At 31.1% G+C, this 18631-nt stretch carries 15 protein-coding genes; 10 read left to right on the top strand and 5 right to left on the bottom strand.

All coding sequences use genetic code 11. From position 1 onward, the window contains the following. Positions 1-38 precede the first annotated feature (38 nt). From ACMHJW_RS10185 to ACMHJW_RS10200, 4 genes are all read left to right on the top strand, one after another. Complete coding sequence (locus ACMHJW_RS10185) at positions 39-2285, top strand: TonB-dependent receptor domain-containing protein (protein WP_413533303.1); 2247 nt, start codon at positions 39-41, stop codon at positions 2283-2285. 24 nt (positions 2286-2309) lie between these two features. After that, positions 2310-2711: a heavy-metal-associated domain-containing protein gene (locus ACMHJW_RS10190; RefSeq protein WP_413533304.1), complete on the top strand. Its 402-nt coding sequence runs from the start codon at positions 2310-2312 to the stop codon at positions 2709-2711. Positions 2712-2877: 166 nt separating this feature from the next. Further along, positions 2878-3402, top strand: a complete 525-nt coding sequence (locus tag ACMHJW_RS10195; RefSeq protein ID WP_413533305.1) for a tRNA methyl transferase PRC-barrel domain-containing protein — start codon at positions 2878-2880, stop codon at positions 3400-3402. A gap of 19 nt (positions 3403-3421) precedes the next feature. Then, positions 3422-5206: an endonuclease gene (locus ACMHJW_RS10200; protein WP_413533306.1), complete on the top strand. Its 1785-nt coding sequence runs from the start codon at positions 3422-3424 to the stop codon at positions 5204-5206. Positions 5207-5272: 66 nt separating this feature from the next. Here ACMHJW_RS10200 and dnaJ read toward each other — a convergent pair whose 3' ends face one another. From dnaJ to ACMHJW_RS10225, 5 genes are all read right to left on the bottom strand, one after another. After that, the gene (gene dnaJ / locus ACMHJW_RS10205; protein WP_413533307.1) at positions 5273-6394 is read right to left on the bottom strand and encodes a molecular chaperone DnaJ; all 1122 of its coding nucleotides are present in this window, start codon (positions 6392-6394) and stop codon (positions 5273-5275) included. Positions 6395-6408: 14 nt separating this feature from the next. Continuing rightward, positions 6409-6966 carry a nucleotide exchange factor GrpE gene (locus ACMHJW_RS10210; protein WP_413533308.1) on the bottom strand — a complete coding sequence of 186 codons (558 nt, stop codon included), beginning with the start codon at positions 6964-6966 and terminating at the stop codon, positions 6409-6411. A 368-nt stretch (positions 6967-7334) separates the two neighbouring features. After that, a complete protein-coding gene (locus tag ACMHJW_RS10215; RefSeq protein ID WP_413533309.1) occupies positions 7335-7685 on the bottom strand; it encodes a hypothetical protein in 351 nt (116 codons plus the stop codon). A gap of 44 nt (positions 7686-7729) precedes the next feature. Next, positions 7730-10168 carry a carboxypeptidase-like regulatory domain-containing protein gene (locus ACMHJW_RS10220; RefSeq protein ID WP_413533310.1) on the bottom strand — a complete coding sequence of 813 codons (2439 nt, stop codon included), beginning with the start codon at positions 10166-10168 and terminating at the stop codon, positions 7730-7732. After that, positions 10116-11807 carry a M23 family metallopeptidase gene (locus ACMHJW_RS10225; protein ID WP_413533311.1) on the bottom strand — a complete coding sequence of 564 codons (1692 nt, stop codon included), beginning with the start codon at positions 11805-11807 and terminating at the stop codon, positions 10116-10118. Before ACMHJW_RS10225 ends, ACMHJW_RS10220 begins: the two co-directional genes overlap by 53 nt. Before the next feature lie 236 nt (positions 11808-12043). Here ACMHJW_RS10225 and ACMHJW_RS10230 point away from each other — a divergent pair, with 236 nt between their 5' ends. The 6 genes from ACMHJW_RS10230 to ACMHJW_RS10255 all read left to right on the top strand — a co-directional run bounded on the left by ACMHJW_RS10230 (position 12044) and on the right by ACMHJW_RS10255 (position 18573). Continuing rightward, positions 12044-12856, top strand: coding sequence for a hypothetical protein (locus tag ACMHJW_RS10230; protein WP_413533312.1), 813 nt, complete (start codon positions 12044-12046; stop codon positions 12854-12856). 121 nt (positions 12857-12977) lie between these two features. Beyond that, positions 12978-13322: a hypothetical protein gene (locus ACMHJW_RS10235; protein ID WP_019975371.1), complete on the top strand. Its 345-nt coding sequence runs from the start codon at positions 12978-12980 to the stop codon at positions 13320-13322. A gap of 12 nt (positions 13323-13334) precedes the next feature. Next, the gene (locus ACMHJW_RS10240; RefSeq protein WP_019975372.1) at positions 13335-13625 is read left to right on the top strand and encodes a cell division protein ZapA; all 291 of its coding nucleotides are present in this window, start codon (positions 13335-13337) and stop codon (positions 13623-13625) included. A gap of 251 nt (positions 13626-13876) precedes the next feature. After that, the gene (gene rny / locus ACMHJW_RS10245) at positions 13877-15451 is read left to right on the top strand and encodes a ribonuclease Y (RefSeq protein WP_413533313.1); all 1575 of its coding nucleotides are present in this window, start codon (positions 13877-13879) and stop codon (positions 15449-15451) included. A gap of 382 nt (positions 15452-15833) precedes the next feature. Then, positions 15834-16793 carry a ribonucleotide-diphosphate reductase subunit beta gene (locus tag ACMHJW_RS10250; RefSeq protein WP_413533314.1) on the top strand — a complete coding sequence of 320 codons (960 nt, stop codon included), beginning with the start codon at positions 15834-15836 and terminating at the stop codon, positions 16791-16793. A gap of 79 nt (positions 16794-16872) precedes the next feature. Next, a complete protein-coding gene (locus ACMHJW_RS10255; protein WP_413533315.1) occupies positions 16873-18573 on the top strand; it encodes a ribonucleoside-diphosphate reductase subunit alpha in 1701 nt (566 codons plus the stop codon). The last annotated feature ends 58 nt before the right edge of the window (positions 18574-18631 follow it).

Below are 18631 nucleotides of genomic sequence, written 5' to 3' on the forward strand. Positions count from 1 at the left end.
CGCAATAATAAATGGGCATTAAGCCTCAAATCGTAAAAATGAAAAAAATATTCACTTCAGTTTTTATACTGAGTGCAGTGCTAACTTACGCACAATCTACTTTAAAAGGGAAAATTACGGATCAAAATAAACAACCAATCGTTGGAGCAGAAGTGTTTTTGGAAAACACAGATCATTCTGTTATAACGGATGAAAATGGAAATTTTGAAATAGAAAATTATCAACCAACGTCGGTTTTAGGCGTTTTTTATGAGAATGAAACAACTACTTTTAAGGAATTAAAAGATGAATTTCAGAATATAACTATCAATGTAAAGGATCATTTCGGAGATACAAGTTTGAAAGAAGTTGTTGTGAAGGATAGAAGTAGTTCGCTAAAAAAATCGAAGTTTGCAACAAATATGACGACAATGTCTGGAAAAGAATTGTTGAAAGCTGCTTGTTGTAATTTAGCTGAATCTTTTGAGACAAATCCTTCTATTGATGTTAATTTTTCGGATGCTGTAACTGGGAATAAGCAAATAAAAATGTTAGGTTTAACATCGCCTTATATTTTGATAGCTGAAGAAAATATTCCGAATGTTCGTGGTGCTTCGCAAGCTTTCGGACTTAGTTTTACGCCAGGAACTTGGGTAGAAAGTATTCAAGTGACGAAAGGTGCAGGAACTGTAATTAATGGTTATGAAAGTATTTCAGGGCAAATTAATACTGAATTAATAAAACCTTCGAATGATATTCCATTATTTGTAAATCTTTATGGTTCGACAGATTCTCGTTTCGAAGGAAATGTACATTTGAATAAAAAATTGAATGATAAATGGAGTTCTTCACTTTTTATTCATGGAAATGCGCGTGTTGCTAAAAATGATATGAACGATGATGGATTTTTGGATAATCCACTTGGACATCAGGTAAATGTGATGAATCGTTGGCAATATCAAAACTTAGAAAAAGGTTGGGTTGGATTTTTATCTGCTCGATATTTGAATGATCGTAAACAAGGAGGACAAGTAGATTTTGATCGACATAGAGATAAGTTGACAACAAATTATTGGGGATCAGAAATCAATACGAATCGTGTAGATCTTTCGTCAAAAGTTGGATATGTTTTTCCAGAAATGCCTTTTCAGAGCATGGGATTGCAAACAGCATTCAGCTATCACAAACAAAATTCTTATTTCGGATTGAATCAATATAATATTGAACAACAAAGTTTTTATGCAAATTATATTTTTAGTTCTATTATCAGTAATACCAAAAATAAATTTTCTACAGGATCGAGTTTTACATACGATAAATTTAAGGAATTTGTAGTGCTTCCTACAAATGAAAATCATAATCGAATAGATAATTCTGCTGGTGCTTTTTTTGAATATACTTATGATAATATGAAGAATTTCAATATGATTGCAGGACTTCGTGGGGATTATCATAATCGAATGGGATTTTTCTTAACACCACGTTTGCATGCGCGTTATACTCCGATAAAAGGAACAACGGTAAAAGCATCGGTTGGTAGAGGAAAACGAATCAATAATGTATTTGCGGAAAATCAGAACTTATTTGCATCCTCAAGACAATTTAATATTATTGGAAATGGAGGAAAAATATATGGTTTAGATCCAGAAATTGCATGGAATTATGGATTTAGTGTTACACAGGAATTCAAATTATTTGGAAAGAATGCAGATGTTACAGCAGATTTTTATCGAACAGATTTTCAAAATCAAATCGTAACAGATATAGATTATTCAGCTCGTCAAGTAAGATTTTATAATTTAGAAGGTGATTCGTATGCAAATTCATTCCAACTCGATTTTAATTATAATCCATTTACAACTTTCAAAATTAGAGCATCATATAAATATTATGATATCGCAACTGATTATGAAAAAGGAAAACTAGAGCGTCCATTACAAGCGAAACATCGTTTTTTTACAAATCTTGAATATGAAACGCGCGAACATAATGGGAAAAATTGGCGTTTTGATGTAACTTATAATTGGATCGGAAAACAACGTTTACCAAATACATCAGATAATTTACCAGAAAATCAATTAAGTGATTATTCGAATCCTTTTGGAACAGTTAATTTTCAAATTACATGTATTTTTTCAAAACGTTTTGAAGTTTATGTTGGAGGAGAAAATGTCACAAATTATCAACAACATCGTGTAATTTTAGGAGCAGATAATCCATTTGGTTCTAATTTCGATAGTTCGATTGTTTATGCACCAATTTTTGGGCAGATGTATTATGCAGGATTAAGATTTAGTTTAAAATAAAAAAAACATAAAAATAAATATACAATGAAAAAATTATTAGCTTTTGCTTTTGTTACAATTATAGGAATTAGTGCACAAGCACAAAATAAAAATGCAAAACACGATTTGCATGTAAAAGGAAATTGTGAGCAATGTAAAGAACGTATTGAGAAAGCAGCTTATGGTGTAAAAGGAGTGAAAATGGCAACTTGGGATGCAGATTTTCAAAATTTACATATTGTTTTGAACGAAACAAAAAATAAGGTTGATGCTGTAGAAGATGCTGTAATCGCAGTAGGACACGATACAAATGCAAAACGTGCAGATGATAAAGTTTACGAAAATTTACATTCTTGCTGTTTGTATGATCGTGATGAAACGGAAGGAGAAAATGCTACAGAAACATCTCAGAAGAAAGAAGAAGATCATACGAATCATCATCATTAATATTTAATTTAATATACAAATCAAAAGCAACTATTTTTAGTTGCTTTTTTTTGTTTTTAAGTATTTATTTAATCCATAAATGTTTTTATTTTAACATTTAGTTAACATTAACATTTTACTTTTGTCTTCCTTACTTTTTTAATAGAATAACAAATTAAATTAAAAAGTGAAAACTGGACAAATTGTAGAAATTCCGCAAGAATCCTCTATTTATAAAAAAGAGATTCCAACTTTTGATTCCAAAGAAGAAGAGCTTTTTTGGAAAGTTAAGCAAAGAGAATATTCTTTGTTTGAAGGTTTTATTGTAGGAGAACACAAAGGAGTTGAACAATTTGAAATTGGACAACGAAAAGGTTTGAATATAAGTGGTAAGAAACTTCCAGTTTATGTTATAGGAATTGATGAGGTAGAAAATAGGGTTTTTGTAGGCCAAGGAAAAAATCATCTAGGACTTTTTGCTGATGTATTACATTTTACTGAAAAAAATATAAACTGGTTGAATAAACCTATTGAAGATATTGTAATTGAAGTTCAAGTTTTTTCTTCTCAACTTGAAAATGAAATAACTGCAAAATTTTATCAATTTAAGGATAATTACTTTTTAGAATTTAACACACAAATTCCATTAATCATTAAAAATTACACAATAGGACTTTCTTATGAAAATGAGAATGTTTTGATATTAAAATAAACAACTATTATTTATTAAAATGAAATTAAAATTTACATTTTTATCATTTGCTTTAGCATTATTCGCACAAGCTCAAAAAGCTCCGGCGTATTACTCAAGCATTAATTTTACCAAAACTAAAAACGAATTGAAAAATGACGTAGCAAAATTGATTAGCGATACGCATAAACAAAACGTTTCTTATTCAGCAGGTTTAGCAAATTTATTCAAAACGAGTGATGCTGATCCAGAAAATCCATCTAATTTATTACTTATTTATGGTTCTCAAAGTTCAGGAACACATCAAAGAAGTCGTGCGCATTCAGGATCTTGGAACAGAGAGCATGTTTTTGCAAAATCGAAAGGAACTCCAAATTTAGGAACTGATGGTCCAGGATCAGATGGGCATCATATACGTCCAGCAGATATTTCATTAAACAGCTCAAGAGGAAACTTACTTTTTGATGATGGAGTAGGGGTTATGGCAACCAAAACAAGCCGTGGAGGTTGGTATCCAGGAGAAGAATGGAAAGGAGATGTAGCAAGAATCTTGATGTATATGTATGTTCGTTACAATTCGAGAGCATTACCTCTTAATATTACTTTTGGACCTAGTACTTATTCATCAGATTTTCCTGATATTCTTTTAAAATGGAATGTAGAAGATCCTGTATCAGAATTTGAAAAACAAAGAAATAATGTTGTAGCAAATGTACAAGGAAATAGAAATCCATTTATTGATAATCCTTATTTAGCAACTGTTATTTGGGGAGGACCAACTGCAAAAAATACTTGGCCAGATTCTTTTAATGGAGAAGGAGGAAGTGAAATAGATACAGAAAATCCAACTGTACCAACAGATTTAGCATCAACAAATGTTACAAGTTCTAGCGTATCTTTAACATGGACAGCATCAACAGATAATGTAGCTGTAAGTGGTTATGATATTTATGTAAATAATGTTTATAATTCTTCAGTTTTTTCTAATAATGCAACTGTATCAGGATTAGCTGCTTCTACTAAATATTCTTTTTATGTTGTAGCAAAAGATGGTGCAGGAAACAAATCAGATAATAGTCAATCGATTGAAGTTACAACAAAAGAATTTAATTCTGGCGGAGGAACAGGAGAAGGAACTTCTTGTGGCACAGAAGATTTTGAAAATATTCCTTCTACAGGTAGTACACCTCCAGCATCAGCTTACACAGATAGAACTTGGACGAGTAGAGGAATTGTATGGACTGCAACAAATGCAAGAACAGATAAACAAATCTATATAGATGGAGATAACAATAAAGCAATTTGTATGAGAAAAGGTACATTGACTTCATCGACTATATCAGGAGGAATAGGATCTTTATCTGTAAAAACTTATCTTCCTTTTTCGGATAAAGACGGATATTATACATTAAAAATTAATGGAGAAGTTAAAGGACAAATCCCTTATTCTAAGAAGGCTCAAACTACAACTATAAATGATATTAATATTGAAGGAAATGTTGTGATAGAGTTAGTGGATGAAGTTTCAAATAATAGAGTTTCTTTTGATAATATATCTTGGACTTGCTACGAAAAATTAGGAACAAACGAAATCGTAAAACAAACGAATAAGTTGATTATTTCGCCTAATCCAGTAAAGAATCATGAGTTTGTTATTAATGGTCTTGAAAATAAAGAAACAATCCAAATCTTTAATATCAATGGACAATTGGTTCAAACAATTGAAAATGTTACAAACAATTCTAAAGTTAGATTAAATAAAGTTCCTAAAGGAGTTTATATTATAAAAACAAAAACACAATCGAGTAAAGTAATTATAAATTAATATTTTAATTAAACATAAAAAAATCCGACTCAATTGAGTCGGATTTTTTATTTATATGATTTTCAATTACTGAAACATATCTTTTACACGTTCAAAGAATGATTTCTCATTTTTCGAAGGTTCTGGTGAGAAATGATCATCTTCTCTCATTTTTTCAAAAAATGCTTCTTGCTCTTTTGATAAATGACTTGGCGTCCAAATGTTAACATGAACAAATAAATCACCTTTTCCATAACCATTCAAATCAGGTAAACCTTGACCTTTTAAACGCAATACTTTTCCAGATTGAGTTCCTTTATCAATTTTAATTTTTACTTTACCGTTAACAGTAGGTATTTCTTTTGAAGCTCCTAAAACAGCATCAGGAATAGAAACATACAAATCGAAATGTAAGTTATTTCCATCACGTTTTAATGTTTCGTGTTCTTCTTCTTCAATCAAAACAAGTAAATCACCAGGAATACCATCAAATGGAGCATCGTTACCTTTTCCACGAACTTGCAATTGAATTCCTTCTCTTGCACCAGCAGGGATTTTAATATCGATTGTTTCCTCAACTTTGATTAAACCTTGGTTGTTTGCTCCCGAAGGAATTTTGTCTGCAACTTTTCCAACTCCTTGACAAGTAGAACAAGTTGTAGCTGTTTGCATTTGTCCTAAAAAGGTATTGGTTACACGAACTTGCTGTCCAGAACCACCACAAGATGGACAAGTTTTAGACGTAACGCCATCAGCTTGTTTGAAACGTTTAACTTTTACTTTTTTCTCGCAACCGTTTACCATTTCTTCTAAGTTCAATTTTACGCGAATACGCAAATCAGAACCTTTCATTCGGCGAGGACCACGAGATTGACCACCAAATCCACCACCGAAACCTCCGCCGCCAAAGATATCGCCGAAATGAGAGAAAATATCTTCCATATTCATTCCGCCACCGCCGAATCCTCCGCCGCTAGCTCCTCCCATTCCTGCATGTCCGAATTGATCGTAACGTGCACGTTTTTGGTCGTCGCTTAAAACTTCGTATGCTTCTGCAGCTTCCTTAAATTTGTCTTCTGCCTCTTTGTCACCAGGATTTTTGTCAGGGTGATATTTAATGGCAAGTTTACGATAAGCTTTCTTGATATGCTCTGATGTAGCAGATTTTTCGACCTGCAATATTTCGTAATAATCTCTTTTTGATGACATTTTCCTAATCTAAATTATAATCCAACAACAACTTTCGCGTAGCGAATAACTACATCATTTAATAAATAACCAGTTTCTACAACATCAACAATTTTACCTTTCAAATCTTCTGTTGGAGCAGGGATTTGAGTAATTGCTTCGTGAAAATCTGTGTTGAAATCATCACCAGGTTTTACTTCCATTTCTTTCAAACCTTTTGCACGCAATGTTTCGATTAATTTATTATTGATTAATTCAACTCCTTGAAGTATGTTATCGTCTCCAGATTTTTCTATTTGATTGATTGCACGTTTAAAATCGTCTAAAACAGGTAATAATGAAGTGATAACTTCTTTGTTTGCTGTTTTGAAAATATCCATGCGTTCGCGAGAAGTACGTTTTTTGAAGTTGTCGAACTCTGCAAATAAACGTAAATATTGATCTTTTTCTTTTGCTAATTGTTCTTTAACAATTTCTAATTCTGACTTTCCAGCAGTATCTTCTTGAGATGTTTCTGCAGTGTTATCATTCTCTTGAACGTTGTCTTGAAGATTTTCGTTCTCTAATTCTTCGTGTATATTTTGGTCAGACATAATCTTATTAGTTTTTTTGTTTCTGATTAAATCAAATAGTTTGCCAATGCGCATTATGTGTCGTTTTGTCAGATTTTTAATAAAAAAGAAGCACTTCTGTCGCGAGAAGTGCTTCGGTAAATGTATAAATATTTTTTTTGATTTGAGGTTTGATAGATTATATTAATAGTTTAATAATAAATTTGTTTTTATATCTCTAAGTGTTATTCTGAACTTGTTTCAGGAATACAGATTACGAGCTTGACTTTGAGGATGCGAAGTTGAAATGAATTCAATTTGACAAAGAGCTTTTTTTTAAAAAAAATTATTCTTTGAAATTATTTGTATCTATCTTTTTGTTTTTCAGTTTTTTTGTGGAAAATAATTTATTATACCTTGTTTTTTTTATTATTCTTGCCTTTTAAATATAAAATAAATAAAGTTAATATTCCTGATATAATTGAAATTGGAAATATCCAAAACGGAAGAAAAATCCATAAAAAATAATATTCTAAAGTTTTATAAAAATTGAAAAAAGTAAAATCATTTAAGTTTTGGTTTTCAAAGCTTTCATTTAATGATGCAAAATATAATAACAATAAAAATAACCAAAATATAAAACTATAAGTTTTTAAATATTTTATTTTACCTATTTTCTTGTTCATGAAAAAAACAGGTAAAATTGAAAAAATAAATATAATTGGAATGATGATATAACCGATATATTTTTGAAAATCCATTGTCAATTAGAATTAATTTATCCTAATATTAATTTTGAATAGTTTTAAAACTTAAAATTAATTTTTCCATTAAAGAAACGTCCTGTTAAATAGTTTGGCATTGTATAAACTGCACTCGAATTAACATCACGTATCCATGAATTACTGATTTCATTTTTTATATCAAATACATTGAAAACATCTACACCAATAGAAATTTCTTTGAAATTACTCCAAAATGTTCCTTTTGATGGTTTCAATTCTTTTTGATTAATAATTTCTTTTACGAAACCAATATCCACACGTTTGTAATCTGTCAATGTTGTTTGGTAATCATATGGATCTGAGAATTGAGGCGCACCATTTGGTAAACCAGAAGCATAAATTAAATTCACATTTACCTTGAAAGAAGGTAAAAATTCCATATAATCTTGGAAAAATGCTGATAATTTGAATCTTGGATCTGTTGGTAATGGAATATTTCCTCTATCATCTATATTTTGATAAGCACGTGCATATGATGCCGAGAACCAAGAATCTATACCAGGAACAAATTGTCCATATAGACGCATGTCAAGTCCATAAGCATAACCTTTTGAGTTGTTGTCTGCTGTATAACGGATTCTTACATTGTCTACATAATATGGATTCAAATCATTCAAGATCTTATAATAAACCTCAGTTGTTAATTTGAACGGACGATCCATCCACTTGAATTCGTAATCGTTTCCAAGTATAAAATGTATAGATTGTTGCGATTTTACTTTATCATTTAAAGAACCATCTAAACGACGAATTTCACGATAGAACGGAGGTTGATAATATAATCCTGTTGAAAAACGGAATAACATATCACTTTCCCAATCTGGTTTAATGGCGATTTGAGCGCGAGGCGAAACGGTTGTCTCTTCGTTAAAATCCCAATAAGTTGCGCGAACTCCAGCATTGAATAATACTTTTGCATCATTCCACATAAATTTACTTGTGTATTGTGCGTAACCAGATAAACGATTCGTTTTTAAATTATTTTTTGAGTTGACATAATAACTTAGATTCAAACCTTTTTCAGGATTATGGTTTATAATATATCCTGTTGAATCTATTGCTTGCCATTCTCCTAATAAATCACGAATATCTTCTTGTTGAAATTTTATTCCCCATTCGATATTATTGTTTCCGTTAATTTTATATTTTCCTTTGTGTTGAATTCCAGCGACTAAAGCATCAAAGTTATTTCGAGCATGATCTATTTGAGAACCAACATCGTAAGTAGAAATTGCATTTCCATTTTTATCAACATCTGATATAAAATAAGAACCTTGAATATCAAAATATTCACGTTCTTTTGAATGATAAGCAAATAGATCTACTGCTAAATCTAATTTAGAATTTGGTTGATATGTAAACGACAAACTTCCGGTTTCGGTAGCAAATTTATCATCTTCTTTTCCGTTATAATATACTGTTAATAACAATGGATTATCCATCGTATTGATATACGTATCGCGTTTTATAGGAAACATTTCGTAACGTGAACGCGACATTGTTCCCAAAAAGGCAATATTCCATTTATCGTTTAATTTATAATTGATGTTCGCTTGTAAATCGTAATATTCAGGATTAAAATTGGTATCACCTTTTAAGGTATTCAAAACTAAATTTCTATTTTGATAGCGAGCACCAACAATTGCAGAAAGTTTTTTATTTTTAGAAGCTCCTCCTAATGTTAAACTTCCGCCCATTAAACTTGCTTCTAATTGCCCTTCAAATTTTTTTGGACGTTTGTATGTAACATCTAAAACAGAAGACATTTTATCACCATATTTTGCTTCCCAACCTCCAGCAGAAAAGTTGATAAATTCTGTCATTGCAGGATTTACAAAGCCTAATCCTTCTTGTTCTCCAGAACGAATAAGTTGAGGTTTGTAAATTTCAATTCCATTAACATAAATTAAATTTTCATCATAATTTCCTCCACGAACCATGTATTGAGAACTTAATTCTGTGTTTGAATTTACGAAAGGTAAAGTTTTTAATAAATCAGAAACTCCACCTGTTAAACTTGGCCCTTGCTGCATTTGAGCAGCACTTAAAACGGTGCTTTGTAATGGTTTGTTTTTATTTGATTGAAAAGAAACAACAGCTTCTCCTAGTTGTATCGCATTAGTTTGATCAGGAACTAATTGAACAAATATTTCTTTTTTATTTTTGTCTTTTAATGTAAAAGTTTGCGCAAACGAATGGTATCCATTATTGTTAAAAGTTACAGTAATAGATTTGTTTGAAGGGATGTCAATTTTGAAATTCCCGTTTTGATCCGCAAAATAAGATTGATCATTTACAATAATTTCTGCTTCACTAATTGGATTTCTATTTTCGTCGACAACTTTACCTTTTATTTGTGCTGTTTGTGCAAATAAAATTCCACCCAAAAGAGATAAACTTATTGTGCTAAGAAATCTTCTTGAATGTTGTAGAGTAGGTTGTTGTGTTGTTTTTTTCATCTTTCACGTTTAATTCTAATTGATGGTCGCCAACTGAAATTTGTTCTTTGTTCAAATTAATTGTTAATCGTTTAATCTTTTGATCATATTCGGCCAAAACCCATTTCCCATCGATATAAGCTTTGTAGTCTTTTATTCCGGAATGTACATCGTTAATTGTAAATTTGATAATACTATTCGCTTGACTAAATTGACTATCTGATTTGATATTTAACGGAGTAATTGTTGGTTTAGTATTATCTATCATAATAGAAAAAACACCAAAATCTTTTGGATTCGCAACAAGCTTCCCATTTTTAAGTTCTGTAGTTAAATAATCTTTTTTCCAAGCACCTCTTTTTTGATATTCGCGAACAATAACAGCTTTATCCAATTGTGCAGTAGGAATGTCTGTAGAAGGTTCTATTGCTAATGTATAAGATTTATGAACAGGCATGTTATAATCGCCAACCCAATGTTTGTTATTTGAGAATTTATAAGCTAAATCAAAATCTTCGTAGAAAACATTTTTAGGGAAAAAGATTTCAATTCCGTTGGCTTTAAAATGATTTTCTTTGCTCCATAACATAGGATTTGTTTCAGGAAGTTTCACAGAATCTACAAATGCTTTTCCATTAACAGTAAAAGATTGCGAAGATACATTTCCTGCATAATCAGAAACGTCTATTTTTACTTTATATGATTTTCCATCTTCAAGCTTTAAAATTCCATTATTTTTAAGATTAGAGTACATTCTTATAGGATTTCCATCTTTTACAAATCCTTGATAAACCCAACTGTTGTTTCTCTGAACATCATTATAATCACAAACACTGTTTATAGCTCGCGCTTCATCAAACGAAAAACGATTCGAAGTAAAGGTATAAATTGGTTCATCATTCACATAAATATTGATTTGATGAACGCCATTGTTGTTCTCAGCTCCATTGTGTTTATCATAAGCTTTCACACCAAAGCCAATTGCTCCAGAAGCAGAAATTGTTCCGCCATTAGGGACAACAACTCGACTTGTTTTTTGGTTAATATCACCATTTATCGGATAAGCATATAAGCCTAAAATACTTGGTTTTCTTGTATCAGGAATATCAAAACCAAAATAAAAAGGATTAATTGGTTCTTCTGTTTTTGTATCACGAATTTCAAAATGTAAATGTGGTCCTCCAGAACCTCCAGAATTTCCTGAAAGAGCAATTAAATCACCCATTTTAATTGGAAGTTCGTTTGGTTTTGGGTACAGATCTATTTTAAATGTTTCATTTGCATATTGTTGTTTGCGCACATATTCTTGCAATTCAGGCGTAAATTCTCTCAAATGCGCATAAACAGAAGTATATCCATTTGGATGATCAATATAAAGTGCATTTCCATAACCTGTTGGCGAAATATTAATACGAGAAATATAGCCATCTCCAACGGCTTTTACTTTCAAACCTTCTCGTTGTTGTGTTTTAATATCAAGTCCAGCGTGGAAATGATTAGTTCGTAATTCTCCAAAATTACCAGCTAAATAATTGGGGATTTCTAATGGATTTTGAAAAACTTTTTTCGGATATGTTTCGGATTTTGGTTGTTCTGCTCGTTGCCCAAATACAACAGAAGATAGTAATAAGTTTAGTAAAATTGGTTTAATCATTTTCATTTTTTCTTTTCAATCATTAACAAATCAGTTAAAAGTAAACTAATTCTTTTACAAACATCTTTAATCTTTTGAATTTCTGAAAATTATTTCAAGATAAATCTTTGTAAAATAAATTTAAAAACAAGAATATCAATGTTTTGTATTTGTAAAATAATTAACAAGCAAAAGAAAAGGATTTTGGTGAATGATTGAAAAATGATACAACTAATTTTAAATCAAACATTAAAAATATCATTATGAAAAAAATTATTTTAGCACTTTTTGTAGTCGCTTCAATTACAAGTTGTAACCAATATAAAAGTTCAAACAATGCCGAATTAGCAACAGAAGAAGTAGAAGTTTCTAATGCAGCAAATACAGAAGTGAAAGGAAAGGTATTTAAATCGAATGCGTTGATTGAAATGAAAGTAAAAGACGCAATGAAAGATGCCGTTCAAATCGAAGAAAATGCAATTGCATTAAATGGTTTTGTGTTGAATAGCGAGATGAATAATCAAACGTTGGATTTCGATGAGATTGAATTGTCGGAAGAAAGTATCAAGAAAATAGAAAAAATACAACGTTCTTATTTCATTGAATTAAAAGTTCCGTCAAGCAAATTGCGAGAGCATGTCAAATTTGCAGTTGAAAAAGGATTAATTATCGATCATATTTTAATTAATAACGAAGAAATGACATTTCAGAAATATGAAAATGACTTAAAAAATGCGAACAATAATTCTGTAAAAATATCGACTCAAATCGAAAATAAAGTGAATAAAGCTTTGATAAATGATGCTACAAGCTATGCAACGATTGTGTACCGATTAACGGAAGAACCTCGAATTATCACAAATATTTTACCTCAAACAGAACTTAAATCTTACAGAGAAATCAATTTAGGATATGAGTTAAAACAAAGTTGGCAAGATGGATTATATTATTTCAAATCTATCCTGATTGTTTTATGCCAATTTCTGCCAACAATTCTTTCGGTATTGTTTTTGTTTTTTAGTATCAAGTATGTTGTAAGAATAGTGAAAAACAGAGAATCAAAACAAAAGAATTGAGTAAATCTCTATTTGTCAAATGAATAAGAAAAAACTGATAATATTTAGGTCTTTCTATTGATTAGAAGTAAAAAAATACTATTTTTGCAATAGAAGCTAGAATAATTGAAATTCTCGGGAGATGGAAAAAATGGTAAAATTTAATGAACTTGAAAACAAAGTTTTAAGTGTTTTAGGCCAACTTGGGAATTATAAAGATATATTGAAAGGCGCTGAAAACTCGATACAAGAATTGGAAAAATTGCAAAATGAAATCAATTCGTTAAAAGAAGAAAACGCCAGATTAAAAAATAAATTGAGAGATTCGCAAGCGAATAATTTAAATTTAAATGAAGAAGTAAAACGATTAAAAGTCGTTAATGCAATGAGCGGAAATCAGGAGTACAAACAAATGATGAAGCAAAGAATGAATAAATTAATAAAAGAAGTCGATACGTGCATCGCTCAAATTAAAACAAATAATTAATTAATAAAAAGAATGTCAACTCAACGAATTGAGATAAAAATTGCTTCACGTCATTATCCAATGACGATTAATTCTGATGAAGAAGAAATGTTACTTTCTTGCGCAGAAGAAATAAATAGTATTTTGAAACAATTTGAACAAAAGTACGCTGTTTCTGACAAACAAGATGCACTTGCAATGGTGACAATTCAGTTAGCTTTACGTGAAGCAAAACTGAAAAAGCAAGTGAAAGATAATGAAGAAATGACAACAGAGCGCATTTCGAAGTTATTAGAATTGATTGATCAGTCAATCGCAAAATAAGAGAAGTTCTGACAGTTGTGAAACTGTCCACTAAACAATATTCCTACATTAGTTCTAGCTATTTTGGTTAACTCAACACTAGTTTTGTTACCGAGTGAACACCGTTCGGAAAGCGGGCCGCAACCTTTTAGGTTCATTTAGATGACAGCGGATACTTGACTGACGGACTAACTCAAATCCTGTTTACAGGAGTTAACTCAAAACATACTTTACTAATGTAGGTTTTTTTATATATAAACATTACATAATCTATGGACACAATTATGACAATAATTATTGCAATTGTTACATTAATCATAGGTGCAGTGATAGGATATTTCTTATCAAAAAAATCAGTTGATAAACAGAATCAAGAACTGATTGACGAAGCAACTCGTAAAGCACAAAATTTGATTAATGATGCTGAGAAAGATGGTGAAGCCATTAAAAAAGAGAAAATTTTTCAAGCCAAAGAAAAATTTTTAGAATTAAAATCTAAACACGAAGAAGTCGTTAACCAACGCGAAAGAAAAGTAGCTGATGCTGAGCTTAAAGTAAAAGAACGTGAAGAAAGAATCAAAACGGACTTAGCAGAAATTCAGAAACAAAAAGATCAGATAAAATCTGAGAAAGGAAATATACAAGCTCGTACAGAAAAGCTTAACATTAAGCAAAGAGAAGTTGATACGATGCATAAAAAACAAGTAGAAGTACTTGAGAAAATTTCGAATTATTCCGCTGATGAAGCTCGTTCTGAGTTAATTGAAGTCTTAAAAGACGAAGCCAGAACGAAAGCACAAGCTCATATCCAAGAAATCATGGAAGAAGCTGAATTAGATGCGAAAAACGAAGCACGTAAAATCGTAATATCTTCTATTCAACGTATTGGGACAGAACAAGCGATTGAAAATTCGGTTTCTGTATTTAATATCGAATCAGATGAAATAAAAGGACGTATTATTGGTCGTGAGGGACGTAATATTCGTGCTATAGAAGCTGCTACTGGAGTTGAAGTAATTGTAGATGATACGCCAGAAGCAATTATTCTTTCATGTTTTGATCCTGTTCGTCGTGAAATTGCTCGTTTATCTTTACACCGTTTAGTAACAGATGGACGTATTCATCCAGCTCGTATCGAGGAAGTAGTTGCGAAGACAACTAAACAAATTGAAGATGAAATTATCGAGGTTGGTAAGAAAACAATCTTAGATTTAGGAATTCACGGTTTACATAAAGATTTGGTTCGTATCGTTGGACGTATGAAATATCGTTCATCTTATGGTCAAAACTTATTACAACACTCTCGTGAAGTTGCAAATTTAGCAGGAACATTAGCTGCAGAATTAGGTTTAAATCCTAAGCTAGCGAAACGTGCAGGTTTATTACACGATATTGGTAAAGTTCCTGAGCAAGAATCAGAATTGCCTCACGCAATTTTAGGAATGCAGTGGGCAGAGAAATACGGAGAACACCCAGATGTAATTAATGCAATTGGAGCTCACCATGACGAAATTGAGATGACTTCTTTAATTTCGCCAATTGTACAAGTTGCCGATGCTATTTCTGGTGCTCGTCCAGGTGCTCGTCGTCAAGTTGTAGAATCGTACATGCAACGTCTAAAAGATTTAGAAGCGACAGCGCTTAATTTTGATGGAGTAGAGAAAGCATATGCTATTCAAGCAGGACGTGAATTGCGTGTGATTGTAGAAAGTGATAAAGTAGATGATACAAAAGCTGCGGAATTATCTTTCTTAATCTCTGATAAAATTCAAAATGAAATGACTTATCCAGGTCAAGTGCGTGTAACGGTAATTCGTGAAACACGTGCAGTGAATATTGCAAGATAAAATTTAGAATTTAATTATATGGTATAGGCAAGTCTGAAAGAAGGCTTGCCTATTTTTTGTGTTAAATTATAGAAAATTAATTCAATTTTTAGTTATTATTTTGATAAAAATTATTAAATTATAACAAATAAAAATACTATTTTAATGTGTTTAAAATCAATTAATTAACAACTTGTTGATAAACTTTTTAATTTTTAAGATTACAAAATTTTTAATTGTAAAATCTTATCTTATTTTTGAAAAAATCTATGAGTAATTTAAACGGAAATGTAACCCTATTGAGGTTCAAATTTCTAAAATAAATAAAATGACCAACTTTATTTATTTTGATGAAAAAATTCGTTTTACCGAAGTTTATTAATCCAAAAAGTCTAAAAAAACTATGTCTATTTTTGATAAAAGAGTAAATTATAAACCATTTGAATATCCTGAAATTTTAACCTTTACAGAAGCAATCCAAAAAGCATATTGGGTACACGGAGAAGTAGATTTTACTTCGGATATCCAGGATTATCATGCAAATTTAGATGATGTAAAACGTGAAATTCACAAACGTTCTATTCTATCTATTGCGCAAGTCGAGGTAACTGTAAAAGGATTTTGGGGAGATTTATATCACTATTTTCCAAAACCAGAATTGAATGGTCTAGGAGCAACTTTTGCAGAATGTGAGTTTAGACATAGCGAGGCATATTCGCGTATTTTGGAGGTAAATGGTTATTTAGATGAATTTAATGTAGCCTTACAAAATCCAATTTTCAAGAGCTATAATACGTTTGTAGGCGAAATTATGCGCGACGAGAGCAAATCAATCGTAGAGAAATTGTTGTTCTTCGCATTGGTTATCGAAGATAGTTCTCTATTCTCGAAATTTGCAAATATTTTAGCATTCACACGTTTTGACGGTTTAATGAAAAATACTGCAAATATCATTGCTTGGACATCTACAGATGAACAAATTCATGCAAATGCAGGAATTTATTTAATTAATAAAATTCGTGAAGAAGGTTTATTACCAGACGAATTAGATCAAAATTGGGTAGAAACTGCTGTTCGTGGTTATATCGACCAAGAAGAAATGATGTTGGATTGGATTTTTGAGAAAGGAGAATTCAATTATTACTCGAAAGAAGATTTATTAAATTATATGAAATATCGTATTGATGAAGCAATCACGAAGATTGGTTTCAAAAAAATATTTCATATCTCACAAGAACAATATAAACCAATGGCTTGGTTTGAAGAAGAAGTTTTTGCGAGTAGCTTAGATGATTTCTTTGCAAAACGACCTGTAGATTATACAAAACACGACAAAAGTATTTCGGCAGATGATTTATTTTAATCACCGAAACTTTTGACTAAAAAACACAACTATAAATTAAATTATTTTACAAAATTACATCATTACAAATTCTAAAACTATGGAAAATCCAATACCACACGACGATATCCAAAATATATTTTTTGACGGAGAAGCACCAAAATTATGGTGGAAAAACTCTGAATCTGAACAAATTTTAAATAGAGGTTACTTATTGAAAGGAGAGACAGTTGAGGGAGCTATAGATCGTATTACAGCTGCAGCTGCAAAACGTTTATACAAACCGGAATTGCAAGAATCTTTCAAAGAAATGATCGAAAGAGGATGGATGAGTTTATCATCTCCAATTTGGGCAAATATGGGAACAGAACGTGGTTTACCAATTTCTTGTTTCAATGTGCATATTCCTGACAGTATCGAAGGAATTACACACAAATTAGGAGAAGTTATCATGCAAACGAAAATTGGTGGTGGTACTTCTGGATATTTTGGTGAATTACGCGAACGTGGTGCGGCAATTACAGATAACGGAAAGAGTAGTGGTGCTGTTTCGTTTATGGAATTATTCAATTCTGCAATGAATGTTGTTTCTCAAGGTTCTACTCGTCGTGGAGCTTTCGCTGCTTATTTGGATATTGACCATGATGATATTGATGAGTTTTTAAAAATAAAATCGATTGGTAACCCAATTCAGAATTTATTTTATGGTGTTTGTGTGCCAGATTATTGGATGCAAGAAATGATTGATGGAGATGCTGAAAAACGCCAAATTTGGGCGAAAGTTTTAGAGTCTCGTCAAGAAAAAGGATTACCATATTTATTCTTTACGGATAATGTAAATAAAAATAAACCACAAGTTTACAAAGATTTAGGAATGTCAATTAACGCATCTAATCTTTGTTCAGAAATTATGTTACCTTCTTCTGCCGATGAATCATTTATTTGTTGTTTATCTTCTATGAATTTAGAATTATACGACGAATGGAAAGATACAGAAGCAGTACGTTTAGCAATTTTCTTCTTAGATGCAGTTTTACAAGAATTCATCGAAAAAACTGAAGGAAATTATTATTTAGCTTCAGCAAATCGCTTTGCAAAACGTCATCGCGCGTTAGGTTTAGGTGTTTTAGGATGGCATTCTTATCTGCAACGAAACATGATTCCTTTCGAAGGAATGGAAGCAAAATTACGCACAACAGAGATTTTTAAACATATTCAATCTAAAGCAGATAAAGCTTCAGAAGAATTAGCACGCATTTATGGTGAACCAGAAGTTTTAAAAGGTTACGGACGTCGCAATACAACAACTTGTGCTATTGCGCCAACGACTTCTTCTTCTGCTATTTTAGGGCAAACTTCTCCAGGAATTGAGCCGTTTGCATCTAACTATTATAAAGCTGGATTATCAAAAGGTAACTTTATGCGTAAAAATAAATATTTAACAAGATTATTACGTGAAAAAGGAATCGATAATGAAGATATTTGGCGAGAAATCATGTTAAATGGAGGTTCTGTTCAGCATTTAGATCAATTGACAAAAGAGGAAAAAGATGTATTCAAAACATTCAAAGAAATTTCTCAATTAGAAATTGTTCAACAAGCTGCAATTCGTCAAAAATATGTAGATCAATCACAATCATTAAACTTAAATATTCCACCAGATTTACCTGTGAAGGAAGTAAACCGCTTGATGATTGAAGCTTGGCAATTAGGTGTTAAAACATTGTACTATCAACGTTCACAATCTGTTTCTAAGGAATTAGTTGCAAACTTAGTTTCTTGTTCTTCTTGTGAAGCTTAATAGGAAAAATGATATATTAATTACAAATAGAAAATCCGCTCAAAAGAGCGGATTTTTT

This window comes from Empedobacter brevis (genome assembly GCF_965118635.1).
GTDB lineage: Bacteria > Bacteroidota > Bacteroidia > Flavobacteriales > Weeksellaceae > Empedobacter > Empedobacter brevis_A.